This is a genomic window from Rhodanobacter humi (assembly GCF_041107455.1).
GTDB lineage: Bacteria > Pseudomonadota > Gammaproteobacteria > Xanthomonadales > Rhodanobacteraceae > Rhodanobacter_A.
On the sequence record NZ_JBGBPY010000001.1, the window covers coordinates 1291331 to 1316097 of the forward strand.

At 68.2% G+C, this 24767-nt stretch carries 24 protein-coding genes and 1 tRNA gene; 9 read left to right on the top strand and 16 right to left on the bottom strand.

What is annotated here, in order from left to right:
- Window positions 1-10 precede the first annotated feature (10 nt).
- The 6 genes from AB7878_RS05765 to AB7878_RS05790 all read right to left on the bottom strand — a co-directional run bounded on the left by AB7878_RS05765 (window position 11) and on the right by AB7878_RS05790 (window position 7254).
- On the bottom strand, window positions 11-1498 hold the full coding sequence (locus tag AB7878_RS05765) for an outer membrane beta-barrel protein (protein WP_369493440.1): 1488 nt from the start codon (window positions 1496-1498) through the stop codon (window positions 11-13).
- Between the two features lie 82 nt (window positions 1499-1580).
- Window positions 1581-1787: a hypothetical protein gene (locus AB7878_RS05770; RefSeq protein WP_369493441.1), complete on the bottom strand. Its 207-nt coding sequence runs from the start codon at window positions 1785-1787 to the stop codon at window positions 1581-1583.
- A 112-nt stretch (window positions 1788-1899) separates the two neighbouring features.
- The gene (gene kdpB / locus AB7878_RS05775) at window positions 1900-3987 is read right to left on the bottom strand and encodes a potassium-transporting ATPase subunit KdpB (RefSeq protein WP_369493442.1); all 2088 of its coding nucleotides are present in this window, start codon (window positions 3985-3987) and stop codon (window positions 1900-1902) included.
- A gap of 33 nt (window positions 3988-4020) precedes the next feature.
- Window positions 4021-5835: a potassium-transporting ATPase subunit KdpA gene (gene kdpA, locus AB7878_RS05780; protein WP_369493443.1), complete on the bottom strand. Its 1815-nt coding sequence runs from the start codon at window positions 5833-5835 to the stop codon at window positions 4021-4023.
- Window positions 5832-5924: a K(+)-transporting ATPase subunit F gene (gene kdpF, locus AB7878_RS05785; protein ID WP_369493444.1), complete on the bottom strand. Its 93-nt coding sequence runs from the start codon at window positions 5922-5924 to the stop codon at window positions 5832-5834. The genes kdpA and kdpF overlap by 4 nt, the downstream gene beginning before the upstream one ends.
- Window positions 5925-6258: 334 nt before the next feature.
- Window positions 6259-7254 carry a VTT domain-containing protein gene (locus AB7878_RS05790; protein WP_369493445.1) on the bottom strand — a complete coding sequence of 332 codons (996 nt, stop codon included), beginning with the start codon at window positions 7252-7254 and terminating at the stop codon, window positions 6259-6261.
- 134 nt (window positions 7255-7388) lie between these two features.
- Between AB7878_RS05790 and AB7878_RS05795 the strand changes: the two genes are divergently transcribed.
- Window positions 7389-8390: a polyprenyl synthetase family protein gene (locus tag AB7878_RS05795; RefSeq protein WP_369493446.1), complete on the top strand. Its 1002-nt coding sequence runs from the start codon at window positions 7389-7391 to the stop codon at window positions 8388-8390.
- Complete coding sequence (locus tag AB7878_RS05800) at window positions 8390-8956, top strand: NUDIX hydrolase (RefSeq protein ID WP_369493447.1); 567 nt, start codon at window positions 8390-8392, stop codon at window positions 8954-8956. The genes AB7878_RS05795 and AB7878_RS05800 overlap by 1 nt, the downstream gene beginning before the upstream one ends.
- Before the next feature lies 1 nt (window position 8957).
- Here AB7878_RS05800 and bla read toward each other — a convergent pair whose 3' ends face one another.
- From bla to rsmD, 8 genes are all read right to left on the bottom strand, one after another.
- On the bottom strand, window positions 8958-9845 hold the full coding sequence (gene bla / locus AB7878_RS05805; RefSeq protein ID WP_369493448.1) for a subclass B3 metallo-beta-lactamase: 888 nt from the start codon (window positions 9843-9845) through the stop codon (window positions 8958-8960).
- 94 nt (window positions 9846-9939) lie between these two features.
- Window positions 9940-11001, bottom strand: coding sequence for a TMEM43 family protein (locus tag AB7878_RS05810; protein WP_369493449.1), 1062 nt, complete (start codon window positions 10999-11001; stop codon window positions 9940-9942).
- Window positions 10998-11864 (bottom strand): MBL fold metallo-hydrolase, encoded by an 867-nt coding sequence (locus AB7878_RS05815; protein WP_369493450.1) that lies wholly within the window; start codon window positions 11862-11864, stop codon window positions 10998-11000. Before AB7878_RS05815 ends, AB7878_RS05810 begins: the two co-directional genes overlap by 4 nt.
- A 193-nt stretch (window positions 11865-12057) precedes the next feature.
- Entirely contained in the window at window positions 12058-13782 is a 1725-nt protein-coding gene (gene ggt / locus AB7878_RS05820) for a gamma-glutamyltransferase (RefSeq protein WP_369493451.1), read from the bottom strand.
- A gap of 21 nt (window positions 13783-13803) precedes the next feature.
- Entirely contained in the window at window positions 13804-14064 is a 261-nt protein-coding gene (locus AB7878_RS05825) for a YfhL family 4Fe-4S dicluster ferredoxin (protein ID WP_369493452.1), read from the bottom strand.
- A gap of 110 nt (window positions 14065-14174) precedes the next feature.
- Window positions 14175-14681 (bottom strand): hypothetical protein, encoded by a 507-nt coding sequence (locus tag AB7878_RS05830; RefSeq protein ID WP_369493453.1) that lies wholly within the window; start codon window positions 14679-14681, stop codon window positions 14175-14177.
- Window positions 14674-15228, bottom strand: coding sequence for a pantetheine-phosphate adenylyltransferase (gene coaD, locus AB7878_RS05835; RefSeq protein ID WP_369493454.1), 555 nt, complete (start codon window positions 15226-15228; stop codon window positions 14674-14676). The genes AB7878_RS05830 and coaD overlap by 8 nt, the downstream gene beginning before the upstream one ends.
- Before the next feature lie 30 nt (window positions 15229-15258).
- On the bottom strand, window positions 15259-15828 hold the full coding sequence (rsmD, locus tag AB7878_RS05840) for a 16S rRNA (guanine(966)-N(2))-methyltransferase RsmD (RefSeq protein ID WP_369493455.1): 570 nt from the start codon (window positions 15826-15828) through the stop codon (window positions 15259-15261).
- Between the two features lie 77 nt (window positions 15829-15905).
- On the opposite strand from rsmD, the gene ftsY reads away from it, so the two are divergent.
- The 6 genes from ftsY to AB7878_RS05870 all read left to right on the top strand — a co-directional run bounded on the left by ftsY (window position 15906) and on the right by AB7878_RS05870 (window position 20245).
- A complete protein-coding gene (gene ftsY, locus AB7878_RS05845) occupies window positions 15906-16985 on the top strand; it encodes a signal recognition particle-docking protein FtsY (RefSeq protein ID WP_369493456.1) in 1080 nt (359 codons plus the stop codon).
- A gap of 23 nt (window positions 16986-17008) precedes the next feature.
- The gene (locus AB7878_RS05850) at window positions 17009-18115 is read left to right on the top strand and encodes an AsmA family protein (RefSeq protein ID WP_369493457.1); all 1107 of its coding nucleotides are present in this window, start codon (window positions 17009-17011) and stop codon (window positions 18113-18115) included.
- Window positions 18112-19158 carry an A/G-specific adenine glycosylase gene (gene mutY, locus AB7878_RS05855; protein WP_369493458.1) on the top strand — a complete coding sequence of 349 codons (1047 nt, stop codon included), beginning with the start codon at window positions 18112-18114 and terminating at the stop codon, window positions 19156-19158. The genes AB7878_RS05850 and mutY overlap by 4 nt, the downstream gene beginning before the upstream one ends.
- Window positions 19155-19433 carry an oxidative damage protection protein gene (locus AB7878_RS05860; protein ID WP_369493459.1) on the top strand — a complete coding sequence of 93 codons (279 nt, stop codon included), beginning with the start codon at window positions 19155-19157 and terminating at the stop codon, window positions 19431-19433. Before mutY ends, AB7878_RS05860 begins: the two co-directional genes overlap by 4 nt.
- An 81-nt stretch (window positions 19434-19514) precedes the next feature.
- Window positions 19515-19590: transfer RNA gene (locus tag AB7878_RS05865), tRNA-Phe, on the top strand.
- Between the two features lie 193 nt (window positions 19591-19783).
- A complete protein-coding gene (locus tag AB7878_RS05870; protein WP_369493460.1) occupies window positions 19784-20245 on the top strand; it encodes a hypothetical protein in 462 nt (153 codons plus the stop codon).
- 24 nt (window positions 20246-20269) lie between these two features.
- Here AB7878_RS05870 and AB7878_RS05875 read toward each other — a convergent pair whose 3' ends face one another.
- Window positions 20270-21820, bottom strand: coding sequence for an MASE1 domain-containing protein (locus AB7878_RS05875; RefSeq protein WP_369493461.1), 1551 nt, complete (start codon window positions 21818-21820; stop codon window positions 20270-20272).
- A 484-nt stretch (window positions 21821-22304) separates the two neighbouring features.
- On the opposite strand from AB7878_RS05875, the gene AB7878_RS05880 reads away from it, so the two are divergent.
- Entirely contained in the window at window positions 22305-22562 is a 258-nt protein-coding gene (locus AB7878_RS05880) for a hypothetical protein (RefSeq protein ID WP_369493462.1), read from the top strand.
- Between the two features lie 149 nt (window positions 22563-22711).
- On the opposite strand, the gene recQ is transcribed toward AB7878_RS05880, so the two are convergent.
- Window positions 22712-24526, bottom strand: a complete 1815-nt coding sequence (gene recQ, locus AB7878_RS05885; protein WP_369493463.1) for a DNA helicase RecQ — start codon at window positions 24524-24526, stop codon at window positions 22712-22714.
- Window positions 24527-24767 lie beyond the last annotated feature (241 nt).

Below are 24767 nucleotides of genomic sequence, written 5' to 3' on the forward strand. Positions count from 1 at the left end.
GGTCGACACCTCAGTAGTGGATGATCGCATCGAGGAGGGCGACGGCCTGGTAGTCCTTCTTGCCGCCGTCGTAGGCATTCACGTCATAGGAATGCTCGTAGCGCAGCTCCGGCTGGATCTCCAGATCCTGCGTGACCCAGTGCGTGAGGCCGATGGTGTGGCTGCTGTAGCGCGTGGCATAGCCGGTGCGCTGGCCCTTCTCGTCGTCGTAGAACTCGTTGCGGATCGACAGCATATTGTTGGAGTCCAGTTCGAGGTTCAGGTAGTTCACGACACCAAAGGCACCCGCCGTGCCGGCAAACGGCGAGGAGCCGGCGACGCCGGGGGTGCCGCCCGGGCCAAAGCCCGGAATGTTGCGGCCGTACATGCGATAGGCCTCGGTCAGCATGTGGAAATGCTGGTTGAAGCGATGGCCCCAGGTCGCCACGTACATCTGCACGTTGTTGTAGTTGTAATCGGACTTGTTCCAGTTGTTGATGCAGGGGTAAAGCATGTCGTTGTTGTCGGCCGACACCCAGCGCACACAGGCCTGCAGCGACGGACGCGCCGCGGAATTCCAGGGCGCGACGTCGTTGCTGGCGTTGACACCGATCTGGATGGTCCATTGGCGGCTCAGCCGCGTCGTCGTCATGACGCCGGTCTGCGTATACGGATCGACCGTGTACAGGATCGAGTGGGTCATCAGGTAGTTCTGCGGCGAGAACTGGGCTTCGATATCCGGCAGCGACAACCAGCGACCGATGCGGACGACCATGCCCTCCGCCACCCACGGGATATAGATATCGCCGTAGAACAGCATCGGGTCGTCGCCATAGATCTTGCCGTTGAGCGGCTGGCCCGGCGCGGGATGGTTCAGCAGCTGATTGCTGAACACGCCCCTGGTCACCGTGTAGTGGTAGTCGTAGCCATACAGGTTGGAGATATCGAAACCCCAGTCGACATGGTCCGTTTGAACCGTATCTTCCACACGCATGATGTTGGTGACGAACTGATCCAGCTCCGCGCGATTCGGGCGGGTGTTGTAGGAAAGCGGATAGTTCGAGAAACTCGACGAACTGAGATTCGCCGCCGGGGTCACCCAGCCGAAAACCTCGATGCGGTTGCGCTGCATCCACTGGCCGAGCCTGGTGCAGCCCAATGCCTTCTCCAGCGGATAAGTGGAGTTGGTGTCCGGCACGCCGATCGGTGCAGGGACGCCACCCATCTGCCATTCCGAGTTGGGGAACGGCGGCGAGTCGAACGGCGCATCCATGGCGCGGCGCTTCGGCGCCGGCGCATTCGGGTCGGCCGGCTGCGCGTCCTCGCGGTACGCCGCGGCCACGCGCGACAGGAACCCGGCGGAACAATTGCCGCTTTCCGCCAAGGGCGGCGGCGGCGCGATCACGCTCTGCGGGTCGGCGACCAGCGGCGCGGCCGTGGCGGCGGCGTCAGCCAGCGCACGCCCTGCCGGCAGCATCGCCAGCAGCAGTGCCAGCGGGAGAATCTTCTTGTGTGACATGGCTTTCCTTGTTGCATCGGCCCGCAACGGCCGCTTTCGGCAGTAGTCGAATCGTCGAGGCCGCCGCAACGCGGCCGTCATGTCAGATGCCGGCGTAGCCGCCCAGCACGTATTCGTTTTCTTCGCGGTTCGCCGCGGCCCCGGCATCGGCCACCACGCCGGCTCCAGCCGGTGCGCGTGCCGGCATGGCGATCACCACGTCGTACTCGGTGTCGTTGGTCGATACGCGCAGCTCCATGTCCGGATGCGCGTCGTCGGGCAGCGAAAGCGAAAGCTTCAGTGTTTGCATGACAGAGCTCCATGAAGTGGAGTCGTCATCCCGGCGCAGGCCGGGATCCAGGCTCCCCGGTACAACAAGGCAACTGGATTCCGGCCTTCGCCGGAATGACGGGCAAAAGAAATCAGGCCAGTCCGCACAGCACCAGCAACAAGTCGATCAGCTTGATGCCGATGAACGGCACGATCACGCCGCCGAGGCCGTAGACCAGCAGGTTGCGGCGCAGCAGCGCACCGGCGCCCAACGCGCGGTACTTCACGCCCTTCAAGGCCAGCGGGATCAGGAAGATGATGATCAGCGCGTTGAAGATCACCGCCGACAGGATCGCGCTCTGCGGTGTCGCCAGATGCATCACGTTGAGCGCATCGAGCGCGGGATAGGTCGTCGCGAACGCGGCCGGGATGATCGCGAAGTACTTCGCGACGTCGTTGGCGATCGAGAACGTGGTCAGCGAGCCGCGGGTGATCAGCATCTGCTTGCCGATCTCCACCACCTCGATCAGCTTGGTCGGGTTGGAATCGAGATCGACCATGTTGCCGGCTTCCTTCGCCGCCTGCGTACCGGTGTTCATCGCCACCGCCACGTCGGCCTGGGCCAGCGCCGGCGCATCGTTGGTGCCGTCGCCGCACATCGCCACCAAGCGGTTCTCGGCCTGAATGCTGCGGATCAGCTTGAGCTTGGCTTCGGGCGTGGCCTCGGCGAGGAAGTCGTCGACGCCGGCTTCCGCGGCAATGGCTGCGGCAGTGAGCGGGTTGTCGCCGGTGATCATCACGGTCTTGATGCCCATCCGGCGCATCTCCGCGAAGCGCTCCTTGATGCCGCCCTTGACGATGTCCTTCAGCTCGATCACGCCCAGCGCGCGGGCGCCCTCGGTGACGATCAACGGGGTGGCGCCGCGGCGCGCGATGTCCTCGGCCATGCGCTTGACCAGCGGCGGCAGGTGGCTGTTCTGCGCCTCCAGGTGTTTCTCCACGGCATCCAGCGCGCCCTTGCGGATCTGCCGCGCGCCGAGATCCACGCCGCTCATCCGGGTCTGCGCGGTGAACGGCACGAACTGCGCGCCCAGGGCCTCCAGCGGCTGCCCGCGCAGATCGAACTGCTGCTTCGCCAGCACCACGATGCTGCGCCCTTCCGGCGTCTCGTCGGCCAGCGAGGCGAGCTGCGCCGCTTCGGCGAGGATGCCCTCCGCCACGCCCGGCGCCGGATGGAACGCCACCGCCTGGCGGTTGCCCAGGGTGATCGTGCCGGTCTTGTCCAGCAGCAGCACGTCGACGTCGCCGGCCGCCTCGACCGCGCGGCCGGAGGTGGCGATCACGTTGGCGCGGATCATCCGGTCCATGCCGGCGATGCCGATCGCCGACAGCAGCGCGCCGATCGTGGTGGGAATCAGGCACACCAGCAGCGCGACCAGCACGGTCAGCGTGATCGGATGGCCGATGCCCGCCGCCTGCACGCTGTAGATCGAATACGGCAGCAAGGTGGCGCAGGCGAGCAGGAAGATCAGGGTGAACTTCGCCAGCAGGATGGTCAGCGCGATCTCGTTCGGCGTCTTGCGCCGCTTGGAGCCTTCCACCATCGCGATCATGCGGTCGAGGAAGCTCTCGCCCGGATTGCTGGTGATGCGCACCACCAGCCAATCCGACAGCACCCGCGTGCCGCCGGTGACCGCGCTGCGGTCGCCGCCGGACTCGCGGATCACCGGTGCGGATTCGCCGGTGATTGCACTCTCGTCCACGCTCGCCGCGCCGATCACCACTTCGCCGTCGCCGGGAATTTGCTCGCCCGCTTCCACCAGCACGTGGTGACCGGTGCGCAATTCGGCCGATGGGGTGAACGTGATCGCCGCCTCGCGCTCGGGTCTGGCCAGTTTCTTGGCGATCACGTCCTTGCGCGAGCCGCGCAGCGCGTCGGCCTGCGCCTTGCCGCGGCCTTCCGCCAGCGCCTCCGCGAAGTTCGCGAACAGCAGGGTGAACCACAGCCACAGGCTGACCCAGAAGATGAAACCGGTCGGCGCCTCGCCGTGGCCCGCGAGTGCCTGCACCCACAGCAGCGTGGTCAGCACGCTGCACACGAACACCACGAACATCACCGGGTTCTTGAACTGCAGCCGCGGCGACAGCTTGCGGAACGAATCGGCCATCGCCGCGAGAACCAGCTCGCGGTTGAAATTCCGAATGGAATCAGCGCTCACTGCATGCGTTTGCGAAGTCATGGAATCAAGTTCTCGAATGGATCCGCGAATGGATCAGTGGGCCGACATCAGGTATTCGGCGATCGGCCCCAGGGCCAGCGCCGGCAGGAAGGTGAGCGCACCGATCACGATCACCACGCAGGCCAGCAGGGCGACGAACAGCGGCGTGTGCGTGGGCAGCGTGCCGGCCGACTCGGGCACATGGCGCTTGGTCGCGAGCGAACCGGCCAGCGCCAGCATCGCGATCGCCAGCGGGTAGCGCGCGAGGAACATGCACACGCCCAGCAATACATTCCAGAACGGCGTGTTCGCGGAGAGTCCGGCGAACGCGCTGCCGTTGTTGTTGGAAGCCGAGCTGACCGCGTAGAGGATCTCGCTGAAACCGTGCGCGCCGGGGTTGGCGATACCCGCCACGCCGGCCGGCAGCATCACCGCGATGGCCGTGCCGATCACCACCAGCGCGCACGGCAGCAGCACCGCGAGGCTGGCCATCTTCATCTCGTAGGCCTCGATCTTCTTGCCCAGGTACTCCGGCGTGCGCCCCACCATCAGCCCGGCGATGAACACTGCCACCACGGCGAACGCGAGCATGCCGTACAAGCCCGAACCGACGCCGCCGAAGATCACCTCGCCCAGCTGGATCAGCCACATCGGCACCAGTCCGCCCAGCGGGGTGAGCGAATCGTGCATCGCATTCACCGCACCGCACGAGGCCGCCGTGGTGATCGCCGCGAACAGGCCGCTGGCGGCGATGCCGAAGCGGGTTTCCTTGCCTTCCATGTTGCCGCCGGCCTGCAGTGCGGAGGCATGCTGGTCCACCACGTGCTGCGCCACCAGGCCATGCAATGCCGGATTGCCAGCCTGCTCGGCGGCGACCAGGCCCACCGTCAGCGGGACGAAGATCACCAGCATGGTGGCGAGGATCGCCCAGCCCTGCCGGCGGTCGCCGACCATCTGGCCGAACATCACGCACAGCCCGCCGGGGATCAGGAAGATCGCCAGCATCTCGATGAAGTTCGACAGCGGCGTGGGGTTTTCGTACGGATGCGCCGAGTTCGCATTGAAGAAACCGCCGCCGTTGGTGCCGAGCATCTTGATCGCCACCTGCGAGGCCGCCGGCCCCATCGGCAAGGTCTGCGTGGTGAGCTGCGCGGGTTTGGTCTCGGGATTGCCGGCGGCGTCCTTGACCGGATTGCCGGCCGCATCGGTCACCGGATTGGCATACGTGCTGGTCTGCACCACCGGCACGTCCACATACGGCTTGAAGTTCTGCACCACACCCTGCGAGGCCAGCAGCAGCGCGATCACCAGCGAGATCGGCAGCAGCACGTACAGCGTGGCGCGGGTCAGGTCGACCCAGAAATTGCCGAGCGCGCCCGCGCCGCGGCGCACGAAGCCGCGCACCACCGCCACCAGCACCGCGATGCCGGTCGCCGCGGAGAGGAAGTTCTGCACCGCCAGGCCCAGCATCTGGGTCAGGTAGCTCATCGTCGATTCGCCGGCGTAGCCCTGCCAGTTCGTATTGGTGGCGAAGCTGATCGCGGTGTTCATCGCCGAATCCGGCGCGACGTTGCCGAAATGCTGCGGGTTCAGCGGCAGCCACAGCTGCAGGCGCTGCAGCAGGTACACGGCCAGCGCGCCAAGCACGTTGAACAGCAGCATGGCCAGCGCGTAGCGCTTCCAGCCCATGTCCTCGTCGCTGCGGATGCCGCACAGGCGATACAGCAGGCGCTCGATGCCGCCACCCACGCGCGTCACCCGGTTCGGCGCTTCGGAGAACACCAGCGTCATGTAACTGCCCATCGGCTTGAGCAGCAACAGCAGGACGACCAGATACAGGCCGATCTGGATGAAATCGTTGACGGTCATTCAAACCACTCCGGTTTCAGCAGGGCTACACACAGGTAGCCGATCAGCAGCACCGCGATGACGGCGGCGATCACGTAGGCGAAATGCATGACGGGTACTCCCGCAAGGCGAGGCGAGGACGGCTGGGGACGACGCCGCGCAACGCGGCGACGCGGGCTACTTGCGCGGGCTCAGCCGGTCGCAGATCAGCAGGAAGCCGAGCACGGCCGCGCTCAGCACGAACAGGAACAAGAGGTAGACCAGGTCCATCGGCGGCGACTCATGGAAACGATGCCGCGCACTGTAGGCAGCGCTGCATAAGAAAGGGGTAGCGATCGGCGCTGCCCGCATATACAACGCGTAAATTTTCCGGATCGCCGCCGGCTGGCGCGGACGGCACGTCCCGCGGACGTGGCCCGCCGACCCGGAAACACCGGAACGATGTCAGACCGTGCCCGGTGCGACGCTATCCACGCCCTGCCCGGCGCCGCCCGCGTCCGCGGCGACCAGCCGCTGCACCGCATGACCGGCCGCCTCCCAGGCATCCAGCCCGCCCCGCAACGGTCGCACGTGCCGGTAGCCGCGCGCCGCCAGCGCCCTCGCCGCGTGCGCGGCGGATACCTCGTTCGGGCAGTTGCAATAGACCACCAGCTCGCGCTCGAACGGCAACGCGGCGACGGCCGCCACGAGGTCGGCGGGATCGGCGAGCAGGGCACCGGGAATGAGGCGCTCGTCCAGTTGCCGGGCCACCACCGAGCGCACGTCGATCACCACCGGTGCGCGGCCCGCCGCGACCGCGTCGGCCAGTTCCGCGACCTCGATGCGGGCCATCCGCAACGAGCGCAGCAGGCGCGCGCGCCGCCACCAGCGGCCGAGCACGTAGACCACGAGCAGCAGCAGCGCCGCCTCCAGCGCCAGCGTGCCGGCATCGGCGACGGCCTGCAGCACCCGGTCGATCTCGCCCGCGAAGGCGTAGCCGAGCATGAGCGCCACCCCGGCCCAGAGCAGCGCGCCCAGGCCGTCGAGCAGCAGGAAGCGCCGCAGCGGCATGCCCATCGCACCAACCAGCGGCGGGGCCAGCGTCGACAGCCCCGGCACGAACTTGGCGACCAGCAGCACCCGGCCGCGCCAGCGCTGGAAGCGCAGCTCCGATTGCTTCACGCAGGAATCCGGCGACAGCGAGATGCGGCAGAGCGTGCGCATCACCCGCGCGCCATGGCGCCGCCCGGCCAGGTACCAGGCCAGGTCGCCGAGCAGGCAGGCGAGCAGCGCCACCGCCACCACGCCGGCCAGCGGCAGGCGGCCGCCCGCGGCCAGTGCGCCAGCCACGACCAGGGTGGGCACCGCCGGCACCGGCACGCCCGCCTGCGCCGCCAGCACGTTCAGGAACACCAGCAACAGGCCGTATTCGGCAAACAGCGCAATGATCTGGTGAGCCATCGGAACGGTATCCCGCGGCAGCCTTGGGCGGTCGCACCATCATTGGGCCGGCCATCACAACTTGCAATCACCCTGCGGCTGCAGGTTCGCGGCAGGCTGCCTCTATAATCGACAGACCTGCCGACAGCCCGCCCATGAACTCGATCCCTGCCGACGCCCCCCGCCCCGCCGACTTCGCCACCGTGCGCGCGCTCGCCGACGCCGACATGCGGCGCATCGACGCGCTGATCCGCGCGCGGCTGGCTTCCGACGTGGTTCTGATCAACCAGATCGCCGAGCACATCATCGCCGGCGGCGGCAAGCGGCTGCGGCCGATGCTGCACGCGCTGGCCGCACGCGCCGCGGGCTATCGCGGCGAGCAGCACGTGAAGCTGGCCGCGGTGATCGAATTCATCCACACCTCCACCCTGCTGCACGACGACGTGGTGGACGAATCCGGCCTGCGCCGCGGCCGGCAGACCGCGAACGCGCTGTGGGGCAACGCCGCCAGCGTGCTGGTGGGCGACTTCCTCTACTCGCGCTCGTTCCAGCTGATGGTGGAACTGGACGACATGCGCGTGATGCGCATCCTCGCCGACACCACCAACACCATCGCCGAGGGCGAGGTGCTGCAACTGCTCAATATCGGCAACGCCGACGTCGGCGAGGCGGACTATCTCGCGGTAATCGAGCGCAAGACCGCGGTGCTGTTCGCCGCCGCCACCGAGCTGGGCGCCCTGCTCGGCGGCCTGCCCGCGGAGCAGGTTTCCGCGTTGCGCCGCTACGGCATGGAGCTGGGCTACGCGTTCCAGATCGCCGACGACCTGCTCGACTACACCAGCGACGCCGACACGCTCGGCAAGAACATCGGCGACGACCTCGCCGAGGGCAAGCCCACCCTGCCGCTGATCTACGCGCTGCAGAGCGCCACGCCGGAACAGGTCGCCTCGCTGCGCCACGCGATCGAGCACGGCGGGCTGGATTCGCTGGAGCGCATCGTCGCCGCGATCCGCGACTCCGGCGCGCTGGAGCGCACCCGCGCGCGCGCCGAGACGCATGCCATGGCCGCGCACGAGGCGCTGTCCGCGATCCCCGCCTCGCCGTACCGCGACGCGCTGGCCACGCTGGCGGACTACTCGGTGCAGCGCACGTACTGATGAACCCTCGCGACCATCTCGCGCCCGCCGACGCCGATGCGCCGGAAGAAACCCTCTATCAAGGCCGCTGGCTCAGCCTGCGCAAGCGTGGACGCTGGGAGTACGTCGAGCGCAACAACCCCGGCGGCGCGGCGATCGTGATCGCGGTGACACCCGACGATCGCGTGCTGTTCGTGGAGCAGTACCGCGTGGCGGTCCGGGCACGCACGATCGAGATGCCGGCCGGACTGATCGGCGACCTCGCCGGACAGGAAGACGAAGACATGCTGCTGGCCGCGCAGCGCGAGCTGGAAGAGGAAACCGGCTGGCGCTGCGCACGCGTGGCCTTCCTGCACCAGGGGCCGTCCTCGGCCGGCATGAGCACCGAGATGATCGCCTACGTGCGTGCGTTCGACCTGGTGAAGGTGGGCGCGGGTGGGGGCGATGCCAGCGAGAACATCGTGGTGCACGAGGTGCCGCGACGCGACGCGGGAGCATGGCTGTTCGCGCGCGCCGCCGAGGGATATTCCATCGATCCCAAGCTGTTCGCCGGATTGTGGTTGCTGGAGCACGGCCCCGCCGTCTGATTCACCGTGACGCGGCGCGCTCCTGCGCCAGCCGCGCGTCCAGGTTCTTCGCCGCTGCGGCCGCGTAATCGCGGCAGGCATTCGCGTCGACCAGCGGCGCCACGTCTGTCGGCGATTTGCGCTTCGCCACTTTTTCCCAGAAGCCGCTGGCGTCGGGATGCGGGGTGAGCAGGATGTCACAGGGGAGTGCGGCCACGGTGGCGATGCCTTCGCGAAAACCGGCCACGTAGGCGGAATGGTCGGTGAAGCGGTAGCCCGGCGCGGCGATGGCACTGAGGCTGTCGGCGTAGGCGATATGCAGGCAGCGCTGGCCCGCGCAGGACTCCCAGGTCCACGAGGTGCTGCCCGGTGTGTGGCCGGGGGTGTAGTGCGCGGTGATCGCCACATGGCCGAGTTGCAGGGTTTCGCCATCGCGGACCACGCGCACGTTCTTCAACGGCGTGTATCGGGGGGCCGAACCATATTGCGGATCGGCGCGGTAGGCGCCGCCGAGCTCCAGCTCGCGCGCGCCCTCCCGGCTCGCCAGCACCTGCGCGCCGCTGGCGGCCTGCAGCGCGGCTATGCCGCCGGCATGATCGGAATGGGCGTGCGAGTTGAGGATCCACTTCACGTCGCGCACGCGGAAGCCCAGTGCGCGGATATGCGCCTCGATCAGCGGCGCGGACTCGGGCAGGTCGCCGTCGAACAGCGCCAGGCCTTGCCCGGTATCCACCAGCAGCGAAGTCAGCCCGTACGGCCCCACGTACCAGGTGTTGCCGTAGATGCGGAACGGTTTTTGCGGCGCGTTCCACTGGCGGTGGTCGATGCCCGGCGCAGGCTGCGCCGCATGGGCAACCGGCAGGATCAGGCCCAGCGCCACGGCGGCGCCGGTCAGCAAACGCAAGGGCATGGAGAATCTCCGTGGAAGCGGATGCGCAGCATCACCGCTGCCGCGGGCCCGCCGCGGGCGCGATCCTGACATTTCCCCGATCGCGATCGGCGATTCAGTGGTGCTGATGGTGGCGCGGGCGTGACGCGCGATGCCACCACACCAGCAGCGCCAGCCCGGCCAGCGCGACGACGAACCAGGCGATGGCGGCTGCCGTACTGCTGCCCAGCCATGGCATGGCGGCGAACACGCCCACCACGAGCAAGCCACCACCCAGGGCCAGCCGCGGGTCGATGCGCGTCGCGTCCCGCTGCCGCAACAGCAGGCCCATGCCCAGCACCGCGAGCAGCACCGCGAGGATGCGCCGCGGCCAGACCAGGGTCGGCTGCGCCGCCATGTCGGGGCGCATGTCCAGCAACGCGCTGTCGCCCACGTTGACCTCGTAGCCCTTGCCGTCGTCCGCGTTCGGCACCGCCACCAGGCGATTGCCGTCGACACGGGCGATCACCGTCACTTCCTGCAGCGGCACCGCGCTCCAGCTCACGCGCATGTCGCCGAGGCGCGGATCGCCCGGCCTGGCGCTGGTGACCAGCGCGCCGTCGTGCAGGGAAAAACTGGCGGCAAGGTTCGCCGGCAGTGTCTTCGCGTCGGGCGCGACGGGCTCGCTGCCCGGCAAGGCATGCACCAGCGCGGTGTCCAGCTTGTAGCCTCCCAGCTCCACGCTGCCGGCATCGAAGCGCTCGCCGGCGAGCGGGAACGGCCCCGGATTGGCGTGACCCTGCGGTTGCGCGAAGCGGCTGGAGTCCTGCGGCGTGTCCGCCCAGTCCAGCTCATAGGTCACGTTGCTGCCCAGGCGCAGTTCGCGCCACTGGAACATCTGCACGTGACGCGACAGCACCGGCGTGACCGCCTGCTGGTTGAAGTCGGAGTCGTAGGGCGCCTCCACCACCCGCGGCGTGCCGCTGATGCGCACCATCCGGCCCTGCAGGCCATCTTGCGGCTCCATGCTGTGGCCGAGGTCGACCACCCCGCCGCCATGCAGCTGCAACGCCAGCTGGTAGTTGCCCAGGCTGCGCTCGGTCCACGCCGCCAGCACGATGCCCGCTACCAGCGCCGCCAGGCCGACCGCGATGGCCGCCGGGCCGCGCAAGGCAGTGATGCGGCCGAAGGACATCATCCGAGACTTCCGCGCAGTTCAGGCAGTTCGTCCGCGCAGCCGTAGCGGCCGCGTTCGTCGCGCTGCACGCGCGCCGCGGCGCAGGCGTGGTCGTGGGTGAAGAACAGTCGCACGCCGCGCGCCAGCTTGTCGTCGAGGAACGCGCGCTTCTCGTCGATCAGCTTCTCGGGGTAGCGGTCATAGCCCATGGTGATCGGCACATGCACCCAGGCGCGGCCGGGAATCAGGTCGGCGCAGAACACCACGCCGCCGACTTCGGCCAGCATCAGGCCCGGCGTATGGCCGTCCGAATAGTGAAAGCGCACCGCTTCGCCCAGCGCCTGCGCATGCTCGCCCTCGACCAGCTCCAGCCGGCCGCTGTCCACGAGCAGCTGCGGCAATTCCGGAATGAACGAAGCGCGGTCGCGCGGATGCGGCTTCAGTGCGCGCTGCCAATGCGCCGCGCCAACGACGAACGTGGCGTTGGGGAACAGCAGCCGCGGCGACTGACCTTCCTGCCACGCCGCCAGCAAGCCGCCGGCATGGTCGAAGTGCAGGTGCGACAGCACCACCGCATGGATGTCTTCGTGCGTGACGCCTGTTGCGGCCAGCGAATCGAGCAGCACGTGGCGATCCTCCACCACGCCGTAGCGCTCGCGCAGCGAGGGTTCGAAGAACGCGCCGATGCCGGTCTCGAACAACACATTGCGACCCGGCACGCCATTCACCGCGAGCCCCTTCACCAGCAGGCAGCGGCAGGCCAGCGGGATGCGGTTCTGCTCGTCCGGCGCGATCCAGCGAGACCACATCGCCTTCGGCGCATTGCCGAACATGGCGCCGCCGTCGAGTTGCTGCGAGTTGCCGAGTAGCGAGAAGAGTTCCACGACACCAACCTGCCTGTTCCTGAGCCCAGGATCGAACCACCGCAACTGGTCGCCCGATTACCGACGAAGCTCAGCTTAAAACCCGTTCGCGCTGAGCGTAGCTTGCGATAGCAAGCGGAGTCGATGCGCCCGTAGTCGATCACCCTTCGACTTCGGCCTTGCAGGCCTACGCTCAGGGCGAACGGTGCCAGCGCTACTCCACCTTGCCCAACCCCGACGGCCGGCGCGGATCGCTGGCGGCGTCGAGCTTGTTGTCGCGGTGGTCCCAGGTGACCACGTTCATGAAGCCCCAGGGCTCCCGCGGCTTCAGCGTGTAGCCCATCTTCCTGAGTTGCTCGCTGGTGGCGGCGTCGAACACGCCGTCCTCCACGAAGACCTCGTCGGGCAGGAACTGGTGGTGGAAGCGCTTGTCGGCCACGATCTGCTGCGCGCTCTGGCCGTCGATGAAATGCAGGATGCCTTCCAGCACCTGGGTGATGATGGTGGAGCCGCCGGGCGAGCCGATCACCGCGCTGCGGTCCTTGCCGACCACGAGGCTGGGCGACATCGAGGACAGCATGCGCTTGCCGCCCACCGGCGCGTTCGCCTTGCTGCCGAGCAGGCCGTAGACGTTCGGCTTGTTCGGCACCAGCGCGAAATCGTCCATCTCGTCGTTGAGCAGCACGCCGGTGCCCTTGGCGACGAAGGTGGAGCCGAGTATGTAGTTCACGGTGGAGGTGATCCCCACCATGTTGCCGTCCTTGTCGATGATCGAGAAATGCGTGGTGTGCATGCCCGGATCATGCGCCGGCCCATGCGGCAACATCGACGAGGGCGTGGCCTGGTCGGCCAGGATGCTCTGGCGCAGGCCGTCGGCGTAGTACGGCGACAGCAGCATGTCCAGCGGCATCTTCACGAAGTCGGGATCGCCGAGGTAGTCGTTGTGGTCGCGGAACGCGCGACGCATCGCCTCGATGATGTAGTGCGCGCGATGCGCCGGATCCATCTTCGCGAGGTCGTAACCGCGCAGGATGTTGAGGATCTCGGCGATCGCCACGCCACCGGAGGACGGCGGCGGCGCGGTGACGATCTTGTAACCCTGGTAGTCGATCGTGATCGGCGTGCGCTCCTTGGCGCGGTAGTTCGCCAGATCCTCAAGCGTCCAGTTGCCGCCGGCAGCGCGCACCGCGTCCACCAGCTTCTGCGCCGTCTCGCCGCGGTAGAAGCCGGCATCGCCCTGCTGGGCGATCAGCTCCCAGGTGCGCGCCTGGTCCGGATCGCGCCAGATCTCGCCCGCCACCGGCGGCTTGCCGCCGGGCAGGTACTTCGCGACGGAAGCGGGCCAGCGCTCGAGGTTCTTCTGCTCCTCGGCGATCGAGTGCAGCAGGCGCGGATCGGGCTTGAAGCCGTCGCGCGCGGTGCGGATGGCGGGCGCCAGCGACACGCTGAGCGGCAGCTTGCCGAACTTCTTCGCCAGCAACACCAGGCCAGCCGGCTCGCCGGGGATGCCGGCGGAGAGCGGGCCCTTCAGCGCCGCATCGCGGTTCGGCGTGCCGTCGGGGTTGAGGTAATCCTTGGGGTTCACCGCCATCGGCGCGGTCTCGCGCGCATCGATGAACACGTTCTCGCCGGTCTTGGCGATGTGCAGCGTGGCCATGAAGCCGCCGCCGATGCCGGAACTCTCCGGCTCCACCACCGACAGCGTGGAGGCCACCGCCACCGCCGCATCGAACGCGTTGCCGCCCTTGGCCAGCACCTCGAAGCCGGCATTGGTGGCGAGGAAGTTCGCGCTGGCGATGCCGGCGTGGCCGGGACGCTGTGCCTGCGGCGCGGGGGCCGTGGCCGGCGCGGTCTTCGGCGCGCCATCGGCGGCAAACGCCGCGCCGCTGGTCAGCAGCAGGCTCAGCAACAACACGCGACCGTGCATCTGGAACTTCATGCGGCGAACTCCTTGGCTAGTTCAAGCGGCGGTGCCCGATCCCATCAGGTGGCGGTACTTGAGTTCGAGCGTTTCGTGCGACTCGGTGCGCTCGGGGTCGACGATGATGCATTCGACCGGGCACACCTCCACGCACTGCGGCTCGTCGTGATGGCCCACGCACTCGGTGCACAGCGCCGGATCGATCACGTAGTACTCCTCGCCCAGCGAGATCGCCTTGTTCGGGCAGACCGGTTCGCAGACGTCGCAGTTGACGCAGGTGTCGAGGATCTTCAGGGACATGGGGGCAAACTGAGGAGTGAGTGAAGAAGAGTGAGAAGTGAGAGAGAGCAAGAGCTTGCCGCGCACTCGGCTTTCTCTCACTCCTCACTTCTCACTACTCGCTCCTGTCTTTACATCTGCACGAAACGGAACGTGGCGCCGGTCGGCTTGATCACGTCCTCGACGCGCTGCTCGTCGGCCTTGTCGCCGATGAACAGCACGATCACGTCCTTGAAGGTGCCGGGCTTGGCGTCCTTGAATGCCGCCACGGCCAAATCGGCAGTGGTGGCCGACACCGGGCCGACAAAGGCCAGCAGGTTGCCCGGCAACACGCCGCGGGCCACGGTGTCCTGCACGTTCTGCAACTGGCGATCGTTCATCGCCTTGCCGTCGTCGGTCTGGCCCGGCGTAATGAAGTAGACGTAGGGCTGCTGCGCGGCCATGCCCTGCAGGTTCTTCTGCACCAGCGGGCCGAGGTAGGCCTGCCAGGCCTTGGTGTCGTTGACGTCGGTGGGCTTGGTAACCGCCTTGGCCTGCTGGGCGGAGGCCTGGTCCTGCTCGTCGGCATGCTTGGAGCAGCCGGCGAGCGCCAGGCCGGCGGTCAGCGCGATGGCGGCGATGAGAGCGAACTTACGCATGATGGTCACCTTCTGTTTCGGGTTGCTTGGGAAGGCCGCTGCTGCGGCCCTTGTGCCAGCGCTGACGCATGGCCTGTTGCACCGCCGGATGCACGAAACCGGAGATATCGCCGCCGAGACGGCCGATCTCGCGCACCAGCGACGAGGAAATGAAGCTGTATTGCTCCGCCGGGGTGAGAAACAGCGTCTCCGCCTGCGGGATCAGATGCCGGTTCATGCTGGCCAGCTGGAATTCGTACTCGAAGTCCGACACCGCGCGCAGCCCGCGGATGATCACGCCGGCGCCGATCTCGGCCACGAAATCGGCCAGCAGGCTGTCGAAGCCGCGCACCTCCACGTTGCGCAGGTCGGCCAGCGCCAGCCGCGCCAGCGCGATGCGCTCGTTGAGGCTGAAACCCGGCCCCTTGCTCGAACTGTCGGCCACCGCGACCACCACGTGATCGAACAGCGGTGCGGCGCGCGCCACCAGGTCGGCATGGCCGTTGGTGATCGGATCGAAGGTGCCCGGGTACACGGCCAGGCGGGGATTGCCGGAAGATTTGTTCACGAAGGACGGGAACGGCAGCGGAAACAGGCCCTAGCTTAACGGAAGCGCGCGCCGGTAGAGCGCAAAGCGCACCTCGCCAGCCCGCCCCTCGCGGTGCAGCGTCCAGTTCGCCGGCACGGCGGGAATCGCCTCGCGCGGCGACTCCACGTAGATCCACGCCCGCGCGGCCAGCCAGCCGCCTTGTTCCAGGCGCCCGGCCAGCGCGCTCCACAGATCCAGTGCGAACGGCGGATCGAGGAACACCAGGTCGAAGGCCCGCGCCGCGCTGCGCAGGAAGGCCTGCGCATCGACTGCCGCCACCTCGCCGCCCACCACCTTGAGCCGGGCGAGGTTGTCGCGCAGCGCCCGTGCTGCCAGCGCATCCGGCTCGACAAAGCAGGCGCCGGCGGCGCCGCGCGACAGCGCCTCGATGCCCAGCGCGCCGGTGCCCGCGCACAGGTCCAGCACGCGCGCGCCTTCGATCATCGGCGCCAGCCAGTTGAACAGCGTCTCGCGCACCCGCTCCGGCGTGGGCCGCAAACCGGGCTGCCCGGGCACCTCCAAGCGCGAGTTGCGCAGGCTGCCGCCGATGATGCGGATGCGTCCGGGGCGGCTGTTCATCGGGCTTGCCGCGACTCAGCGGCCGGTACGGGTAGCGGTGTTAGCATGCCGCCCATTGTCTTTGAATCGTCCCCGCAATGCTCAAGTTCTGGAAGAAGAAGCCCGCCGAAACCCCACCGGCGCCTCCCGCCGGGGCGCCGGCCGCGGACATGCCGCTGGACGCGGCGACCCCTGTTCCGGCAGCGATCGAGGCCGTCGCCGAAGTCGCCGCACCCGCCGTCGTCGAAACGCCCGAAGCGGCAGCGGGCAAGCGCGGCTGGCGCGAGCGCCTCGCAGGCAGCGCACTTGGGCGCGGCCTGGGCAACCTGTTCCAGCGCCATCCCAAGCTCGACGACGAGCTGCTGGACGAGCTGGAAACCACCCTGATCACCGCCGACGTGGGCGTGGAAGCCAGCACCGCGCTGGTGGAAGACCTGCGCCGGCGCATGCACAAGCGCGAGTTCGCCGACGCGATGGCCTTGCGCGAGGCGCTGCGCGAGGCGCTGGTCGCCCTGCTGAGGCCCGTGCAGCAGCCGCTGGAACCGGTCGGCCGCAAGCCTTTCGTGGTGCTCACGGTGGGCATCAACGGCGTGGGCAAGACCACCACGATCGGAAAACTCGCACGCCGCTGGCGCGACGAGGGCCGCAACGTGCTGCTGGCCGCGGGCGACACCTTCCGCGCCGCGGCGGTGGAACAGCTCAAGACCTGGGGCGAGCGCAACGGCGTGCCGGTGATCTCGCAAGGCCAGGATGCCGACGCCGCCAGCGTGATCTTCGACGCGCTGCAGGCCGCCCGTTCGCGCGGCGCCGACGTGCTGGTGGCCGACACCGCCGGCCGCCTGCATACCCAGGGCGGCCTGATGGACGAGCTGGGCAAGATCGCCCGCGTGCTGAAGAAGCTCGACCCCGAGGCGCCGCACGAGGTGCTGATGGTGATCGACGGCACCACCGGCCAGAACGCGGTGAACCAGCTGCGCCAGTTCCGCCAGATCGTCGGCGTCACCGGCCTGGTGGTCACCAAGCTCGACGGCACCGCCAAGGGCGGCGTGGTGTTCGCGCTGGCGCGCGAGTTCGGCCTGCCGATCCGTTTCGTGGGCCTGGGCGAAACCGCCACCGACCTGCGCGAATTCGACGCCGCCGCCTTCGTCGACGGCCTGCTGCCCGCCGGCCATGACTGAGCGCGGACCGGTGCGGAGCTGACATGACACGCGGACTGCGGCGGTTGCTGATCGGTGTCGGCGCGCTGGCGTTCGCCGCGCTGTTCGCGGTGCTGATCGTGGTCTACCTGCTGCTGCAACCCGATCGCTTCACCGCGATGCTGCAGGAGCAGGCGCACGATGCCGGCCTGGTGCTGAACCTCGCCAGCCCCGCCAGCCCCACCTTGTTCCCGCGCCCGGCGCTGGATCTGCGCGGCATCACGCTCAATGCCGAGGGCGCGGACAGCCCGATCCTGCTCGCCTCGCGCGGCCGGCTGGTGCTGCCTTGGCGCACCCTGCTCGGCGGCCCCACCGCGATCGCGCAGATGGAAGTGGATGCGCCGCGAGTGGACCTGGACGCGCTGCAGGACTGGCTGGCCACCTTGCCGCCGCAGCCGGCCAATGCCGCCCCGGCGATCCCGCGCATCGATGCCGGCATCAGCATCGAGCACGGCAGCGTGGTGCGCGGCGACCAGCTGCTGCTCAACAACGTGACGCTCTCGGCCGGCACGCTCGCGCCCGGCCAGGAATTCCCGCTCAGCATGTCGGCCACCACGGCCGCGGGCGCGCCGCTGCAGCTGCGGCTCACCGCCACCCCCCGCATGCAGGGCAACGCGATGCAGCTGGACCACATCCAGCTGCACCTGTCGCAGGGCAGCGGCACCACGCTCGCGCTGAGCGGCAACGCCCGCTGGCACGGCGCGGCGGATGCGGCCGCGCAGCTCGGCGGCAAGCTCGACCAGGTCGACAGCGGCAGCTACGACATCGCGCTGGCGCTCACGCCGGCCAACCAGACCGACCCGCTGCTGCTGCACCTGAAGCTGGACGGCCCGGACAATCACGCCGACCTGCGCCTGCCGCCGCTGGCGCTGGCGCACTGGTGGAGCACCCTCAACGCACCGGCCGACCGGCAGGCCGGGCCGCTGCCCAGCGTGCCGCCCGGCAGCGGCACGCTGCAGGTGGCGAAGCTGCGGGTCGGCAACCTCGCCATCGAGGGACTCAGCGTGCAGGCCGGTGACGACGCCCCCGCCGTGGCCGGCACGGTGGCGAAGCCCGCCGCCGCACCGGCCAAGCCTGGCGCAGGCGGCAAGCCGGGCGGCAAGTCGAAGTGAAGCCGTTCGCCGATGCCCTGCTGGCCTGGTTCGACCGCCACGGCCGCCACGACCTGCCCTGGCAACATCCACGCGACGCCTACCGCGTGTGGCTGTCCGAGATCATGCTGCAGCAGACCCAGGTGGTCACCGTGGTCGGCTACTTCGAGCGCTTCGTCGCCGCCCTGCCCGACCTGCGCGCACTCGCCGCCGCACCGGAGGACCAGGTGCTCGCGCTGTGGTCGGGCCTCGGCTATTACCGACGCGCGCGCTTCCTGCATCGTGCCGCGCAGCTCTGCGTGGAGCGCCATGGCGGCGAGCTGCCGCGCGACTTCGACGCGCTCGCCGCCCTGCCTGGCATCGGCCGCTCCACCGCCGGCGCGATCCTCGCCCAGGCGCACGGCCTGCGTTTTTCCATCCTCGACGGCAACGTGAAACGCGTGCTGGCGCGCTACCACGGCATCCACGGCCATCCCGGCACGAGTGCGGTGGAGAAGCAGCTGTGGCGTCATGCCGATGAGCACACCCCGGCCGCGCGCGTGGCCGACTACACCCAGGCGATCATGGATCTGGGTGCCACCGTGTGCACGCGCGGCAAGCCGCGCTGCGAGGCCTGCCCGCTCGCCGCGGGCTGCGTCGCCCGGCGCGACGGCCTCGTCGCGCAGCTGCCGTCGCCGAAGCCGACGAAAGCCACGCCCGTGCGCGCGACCGTGATGCTGATCCTGCGCGACGCGCACGGCCGCGTACTGCTGGAACGGCGCGGCCCGCAAGGCGTGTGGTCCGGCCTGTGGAGCCTGCCCGAAGCCGCCGACATCGACAGCGCGTGGCGCGATGCCAAGCGACATGCGCACATCGACGACGCACAGGCGCTCGCGCCATTCGTCCACGTATTCAGCCACTACAAGCTGCGCGTCGAGCCGCTGCTGTTCGACGGCGCGACAGCACCACGCGGCATCGCCGACAATCCCGCCCTGCGCTGGTGCGGCACCGGCGAGCTGGCCGCGCTCGGCCTGCCCGCACCGGTACGCAAGCTGCTGCAACAGATCGAAGGAACCACCGCATGAGCCGTACCATCCACTGCGCCAAACTCGGCATCGACGCCGAGGGCCTCGACTTCGCACCTTGGCCGGGCCCGCTGGGCCAGCGCATCTACGCCGAGATCTCCAGGCCCGCATGGCAGCAATGGCTGGCCCACCAGACCATGCTGATCAACGAATACCGGCTCAATCCGCTCGACCCGAAGGCGCGCAAATACCTCGCCGAGCAGATGGAGAAATTCCTGTTCGGCGGCGAAGTCGACCAGGCCGCCGGCTTCACCCCGCCCGACCTGCAGTCTTGACGGCAAGCCATGCATTCGGTCTAATGCACGGCTCCACGCCACACCGACGCGCGCAACGCCCGTCCTGCTGGCAAGGCACTTGGCCGGGTAGCTCAGTTGGTAGAGCAGGGGATTGAAAATCCCCGTGTCGGCGGTTCGATTCCGTCCCCGGCCACCATCGTCATGCATCAGGCGCGCCCATGTGGCGCGCTTCGTTTTTCGCCCCCCACCGCCCGCTCCTGTGCGGCGATGGCCACGGCGGTGACGTCACTCGTCGCATGCGGACTGCCAACTCAGGATGCGTTTGGCCTGTTACGGTAGTGGTAGCTTCGGCTCGGGCAGATCGCCCTCCATCAATCAAGGGGTCCACCATGCGCATGTTGACTCGTGCAATCTTCGCGGCGTCGTTTGCCATAGCCACCGGGGCTGCCTTCGCGGCCACTCCCGCCACCGGTCTCGGCCAAGCCTGGCCGAATGCCCAGGACGTCAGTACCAACCCGAATTTCCACGTGTATGTGTTTGCCATGGGCGGCGTCGAATACATCCAGGTCAACGATCTCAACGGCAACGTGCTCGGCAGTGTCGGCACCGCAGGGGGCCAGTTCATCACGCTGCCGATCGGTCGATTCGCCCAGCAAGTCGTCACGCCCAGCCAGCCGGCCAGTGCACCCACGACCGCCGCCGCCACGGCCTCACCCGCCACGGTCTACAACGACGGCACCACGGCGGTAACGGCCACGCCGCTGAGTGACGGCACCATGCGCCTCAATGCCGCGGCTGCCCCGGGACTCTGTCCAGATCCGGTCACGTGCAGCATGAAGGGTATCCAGTAAGGCTCGCAGCCGAACCACCCCATGTCAGGTGCGGGGGCGGTTCGGCTCCAGGAATGAGACCACCACCCGCTTGCCATCGGGCATGGTGCGCTCGCGCAGCCGGCCGCCATACGTGGCGGCCCGATCTGCGATGGCCTCACGTCCCAAGCCTGTGGCGCTGATGCGCAGGCGCTGCCGCAAGGTCACCCAGTCCACGTGCAGGGATCGTGCCGGATTCCAGCGAATGTCGATCATCACGACCGCCCATGCCCGGCCCTTGGTGCCGCAGCGGATCTTCACCAGCACATCCGCGGGCTCGTGTGTCAGACAAGCCTCTGAGATCGCTTCGCACACCACGCGATAAACGACCAGGCTCAGCTCGCGCGGAAAGTTGCTCACGGACCCGCGCAAGTCACACCAGTACCTGATACCGGCCTCGTGCAGAACGCGGGCCAAGGCCCCTTGGTTCAAGGCCCCGGGCAGGCCATGCTCGCGCAGCACGGCGGGGCTCAGGCTGTCGGTCAGCAGGAAAAGCTGCTCCTGTGCGCTCTCGACATGCCGACGATAGCTGGAGTCGTCTGTCACCGGCTGCAGGTAGCGCAGGCGCCCGAGCACCAGCTTGAAAGCGCCTTGGATCGACTGGCCGAGCTGATCCAGCGCCTGCGCCGTGACGCGCAGCTGGGCTTCGCCCTGGGCCGCATTGCGATGCGCCAAGGCCATGGCCATGCGCGAATCGAAACGCTCCTGTTCCACCCGCTGCATCAGCGCTGTCATGCGCCCCCCCACCAGCAGCATGGTGGAAATGGCCATGGCCACCAAGGTCTCGGCCTGCAGGGTGGCCGGGTCCTCAGTTGCCGGCATCAGCGTCACGATTCCCAGGCTGGCCAAGGTGCCGGCCACCGCCGCCCCCTGCCAACCGTGCCGGAAGGCCATGAAGATGACCGGCAGGAACATGGCCATCTGCACCATGGCTCGGATCTGGGGATTGTGGTCGCCCAGCCAGACCAGGAACGCGATGAGCGGAAATACCCCCAGCGCACCTTCGATCAGGAAGCGGCTCTCCAGCAGTGCCGGCAACCAGCGCCGCCACCGGAAATTTGCGGCCGCGAAACTCTGGTAGACCACCAGCGTAACTGGCGCCACCGTAAGCACGCCCATGAAATTGCCCAGCACCATGCGTGCCGTCACCTCACCGTAGTGGATGACATAACCGGGTGGAAGCGTCGCAAACTGCACTTGGCCAATCGCTTCAGCCGTCGAAACGATGGCAACGATCAAGGCACACAGCACGAAGATCGGAATGTTGATCGTTCTCCGGCTCGAGAACAGCCGCCAGCGCTCCCGAGCCCACCACACTACGGGAGCCTCATAAACAAACGCTGGAATCACATTAAGCATGGCCCAGTACAGGCCATATTGATCGAGATAGGCGTAACTGATGTAGGCCAAGCAGGCCGTGTCTGCGACGAAAAGCGCCGGCCAGTAGCGGTACTGAACAAGCATCAGCACCACGAGGTGAAAACCGGTCAGGATGTACCAGTGCTGGATGGAAATCGTGCGAAACAGGAACAGCGCGGCCAGGTAGACACCGGCCACCAAGGCTTGCCGCAACACGGCCCCCGACCACGATCCAACGCGCATTGCGCCCCCCGCTCGATCCTTGACCCCTGCCCCGAAGACCCGATCACGCCACCATCATCGCAGTGCTTGTGCTGAACCACTGTCCCGCGGCGCAACCCGAACAAGCATAGAACCGGATTGTGGGCCATGCCAGCCCCGGCACGGGTCCGGGTTCGCCGTATCGACAATGTTCAAGCAAGAGCAATGCCAGTTTGCCACCCGGTCGCCAAGTCTGCCGTCCCGAGGCTAGAGGCGTGCATGCCCCGAAGACGCGCCTTCGTGGAACGTTCCAATCCGCCGCAGGGCATACAAGGAAGCAGCCCCAGCCAACCCGCGCGACGCAATGCCATCGCGACGGCCGTTGCGCCATCGCCGGCTGTCACCCCGCTGCCACCCGCGGATCATCGGCGGGCCATCTGCGCCGTCCAGACTGCCCGTCCCGTCTCCCGAGGCCGCGGCCATGCCGGCGCAATACGTTGCCCCCTCGAAGTTCGGCTTGTTCCGCATCGTGCGGCACGGGCGGCGCTGGCGCAGCCTGCTGGGGGATTGCGAATTGGCGCGGCACGACGACGTGGCCGCGGCGCTGGCCTACCTGCACGCGAGCTGCCCGCGGGCCCGCCTGCCGGCAGCACTGGAGCACTGGCGTTATCTGGGTGAACCGCCGGCACGGCTGGCGCAGGTCGGCGTCAACGACGACGACTGGCTGCTGGCCGGCTGAGCCGCGGTGATCCGGACGGCGGCCGGCACGATGCCGCTGACGAGGCTGGCGATGCGGGAGGCTTCGTGCAGCGGAAGCCCCTGGCGGACGCGCAACGACTCCCATTAAAGGGCATCCGATGACGCGCACGGGCACGCCGACGCAGCGATTCAGTCGACCGCGTTGATCACCGCGAGGAAATCGCGTCCGTAGCGCGCGAGCTTGGCCTCGCCCACGCCGCTGACCCCGGCCAGCTCGCTTTCGTTGGCCGGCATCGCGCGCAGCATCGCCAGCAAGGTGGCGTCGTGGAACACCACGTAGGGCGGCACGCCCTGCTGGCGCGCCAGTTGCGTGCGCAGGGCGCGCAGCGCATCCCACAGCGGCTGCTCGTAGGCCTCGATGCCGAGGTTGGCTCCAGTGACCAACTGGCTGTCGCGGCGACGGCGCGCGGAACGCACGGGCTTCGCGTCTTCGCGCAGCCGCACTTCCTGCTTGCCCAGCAGCACGTCACGGCTGGCCGCGGTGAGCCGCAGCGTGCCGTAGCCTTCTGCGTCGGTGGCGAGCAGGCCGGCGGCGAGCAGCTGGCGGAACACGGAGCGCCAGCCCTTCTCGTCCAGGTCGGCGCCGATGCCGAAGGTGCTGAGCTTGTCGTGGTCGAGCTGGCTCATGCGCTCGTTGTCCACGCCGCGCAGGATGTCGATGACGTGGCCGGCACCGAAGCGCTGGCCGCTGCGGTACACCGCCGACAGCGCCTTCTGCGCGGGTACGGTGGCGTCCCAGGTCTTCGGCGGCTCCACGCAGTTGTCGCAATGGCCGCAGGGGCCGTGGTAGTCCTCGCCGAACGCGCCCAGCAGCAGCTCGCGCCGGCAGCGCGTGGCCTCGGCGTAAGCCAGCAGCGATTCCAGCTTCTGCCGCTCGATGCGCTTGCGCTCGTCCGCGGATTCGGACTGCGCGATCATCTGGCTCATCGTCACCACGTCGGCGAGGCCGTAGATCATCCACGCCTCGGCGGGCAGGCCATCGCGGCCGCCGCGGCCGGTTTCCTGGTAATAGCCTTCCATGCTGCGCGGCAGATCCAGGTGCGCCACGAAGCGCACGTCGGGCTTGTCGATGCCCATGCCGAACGCGACGGTGGCCACCATCACCACGCCGTCCTCGCGCAGGAAGCGCTGCTGGTTCCTTGCCCGTGTGGCCGCGTCGAGGCCGGCATGGTACGGAAGCGCCTCGATGCCGGCCTCGGCCAGCCACGCGGCGGTGTCGTCCACCTTCTTGCGGCTGAGCGCGTACACGATGCCGGCCTCGCCGCGATGGCCGTCGAGGAACTGCATCAGCTGCGTGCGCGGGTTGTGCTTCAGCATCACGCGGTAGCCGATGTTCGGCCGGTCGAAACTGGAAACGAACTGGCGTGCCTCGCCCAGCGCCAGCCGCTCCACGATCTCCTCGCGCGTGCGCGGATCGGCGGTGGCGGTGAGCGCGATGCGCGGCACCTGCGGGAAGCGCCCGTGCAGCACGGTGAGCTCGCGATACTCGGGGCGGAAATCGTGCCCCCACTGCGACACGCAGTGCGCCTCGTCGATCGCGAACAGCGCCACCTCGGTCTGCTCCAGCAAGCCGAGGAAGCGCCCGGTGAGCAGGCGCTCCGGCGCCACGTAAAGCAGGTTCAGCTCGCCCGCCAGCAGTTGCCGCTCCACCTCGCGCTGCGACGCCGCGTCGAGGCTGGAGTTGAGGTAGGCCGCCGCCACGCCCGCCGCTCGCAGCGCATCCACCTGGTCCTGCATCAACGCGATCAATGGCGACACCACGATGCCGGTGCCTTGCCGCAGCAGCGCGGGGATCTGGTAGCACAGCGACTTGCCGCCGCCGGTCGGCATCAGCACCAGTGCGTCGCCGCCCTCGGCCACATGCTCGACGATGGCTTGCTGCTGGCCGCGGAAGCTCGAATAGCCGAAAACGCTTTGGAGGATGTCGACAGGCGTGGAATGCATTCGGGGAATGCTAGCAAATGAGGAGTGTGGCTCGCGGAGCCACTCGGCGCATTGAGGGAACTCTGGCGCGTTGGCACGGAAAACAAAGCGGTTTCGTGCGCCTGTCGGCGCCCGAGTTACTTTCTCTTTGCGTGCTCAAAGAGAAAGTAACCAAAGAGAAATAGCACCCCGGTTGGCGCTTGCCGGGCGTCCTGCCCGGCAAGTCCGTGAGGCGGGGCCGGGCTTTTCGAGCGGGCTCCTG

Excerpts from the sequence above, each read along its gene's own strand:
- ggt (WP_369493451.1), bottom strand. The coding sequence starts at position 13,782 with ATGAAGTTCCAGATGCACGGTCGCGTGTTGTTGCTGAGCCTGCTGCTG.
- AB7878_RS05790 (WP_369493445.1), bottom strand. The coding sequence starts at position 7,254 with ATGGCTCACCAGATCATTGCGCTGTTTGCCGAATACGGCCTGTTGCTG.
- AB7878_RS05830 (WP_369493453.1), bottom strand. The coding sequence starts at position 14,681 with ATGCGTAAGTTCGCTCTCATCGCCGCCATCGCGCTGACCGCCGGCCTG.
- AB7878_RS05880 (WP_369493462.1), top strand. The coding sequence starts at position 22,305 with ATGCCGGCGCAATACGTTGCCCCCTCGAAGTTCGGCTTGTTCCGCATC.
- AB7878_RS05770 (WP_369493441.1), bottom strand. The coding sequence starts at position 1,787 with ATGCAAACACTGAAGCTTTCGCTTTCGCTGCCCGACGACGCGCATCCG.
- kdpF (WP_369493444.1), bottom strand. The coding sequence starts at position 5,924 with ATGCATTTCGCCTACGTGATCGCCGCCGTCATCGCGGTGCTGCTGATC.
- recQ (WP_369493463.1), bottom strand. The coding sequence starts at position 24,526 with ATGCATTCCACGCCTGTCGACATCCTCCAAAGCGTTTTCGGCTATTCG.
- AB7878_RS05825 (WP_369493452.1), bottom strand. The coding sequence starts at position 14,064 with ATGTCCCTGAAGATCCTCGACACCTGCGTCAACTGCGACGTCTGCGAA.
- AB7878_RS05870 (WP_369493460.1), top strand. The coding sequence starts at position 19,784 with ATGCGCATGTTGACTCGTGCAATCTTCGCGGCGTCGTTTGCCATAGCC.
- AB7878_RS05810 (WP_369493449.1), bottom strand. The coding sequence starts at position 11,001 with ATGATGTCCTTCGGCCGCATCACTGCCTTGCGCGGCCCGGCGGCCATC.
- ftsY (WP_369493456.1), top strand. The coding sequence starts at position 15,906 with ATGCTCAAGTTCTGGAAGAAGAAGCCCGCCGAAACCCCACCGGCGCCT.
- AB7878_RS05795 (WP_369493446.1), top strand. The coding sequence starts at position 7,389 with ATGAACTCGATCCCTGCCGACGCCCCCCGCCCCGCCGACTTCGCCACC.
- AB7878_RS05850 (WP_369493457.1), top strand. The coding sequence starts at position 17,009 with ATGACACGCGGACTGCGGCGGTTGCTGATCGGTGTCGGCGCGCTGGCG.
- bla (WP_369493448.1), bottom strand. The coding sequence starts at position 9,845 with ATGCCCTTGCGTTTGCTGACCGGCGCCGCCGTGGCGCTGGGCCTGATC.
- AB7878_RS05765 (WP_369493440.1), bottom strand. The coding sequence starts at position 1,498 with ATGTCACACAAGAAGATTCTCCCGCTGGCACTGCTGCTGGCGATGCTG.
- kdpA (WP_369493443.1), bottom strand. The coding sequence starts at position 5,835 with ATGACCGTCAACGATTTCATCCAGATCGGCCTGTATCTGGTCGTCCTG.
- AB7878_RS05860 (WP_369493459.1), top strand. The coding sequence starts at position 19,155 with ATGAGCCGTACCATCCACTGCGCCAAACTCGGCATCGACGCCGAGGGC.
- rsmD (WP_369493455.1), bottom strand. The coding sequence starts at position 15,828 with ATGAACAGCCGCCCCGGACGCATCCGCATCATCGGCGGCAGCCTGCGC.
- AB7878_RS05800 (WP_369493447.1), top strand. The coding sequence starts at position 8,390 with ATGAACCCTCGCGACCATCTCGCGCCCGCCGACGCCGATGCGCCGGAA.
- kdpB (WP_369493442.1), bottom strand. The coding sequence starts at position 3,987 with ATGACTTCGCAAACGCATGCAGTGAGCGCTGATTCCATTCGGAATTTC.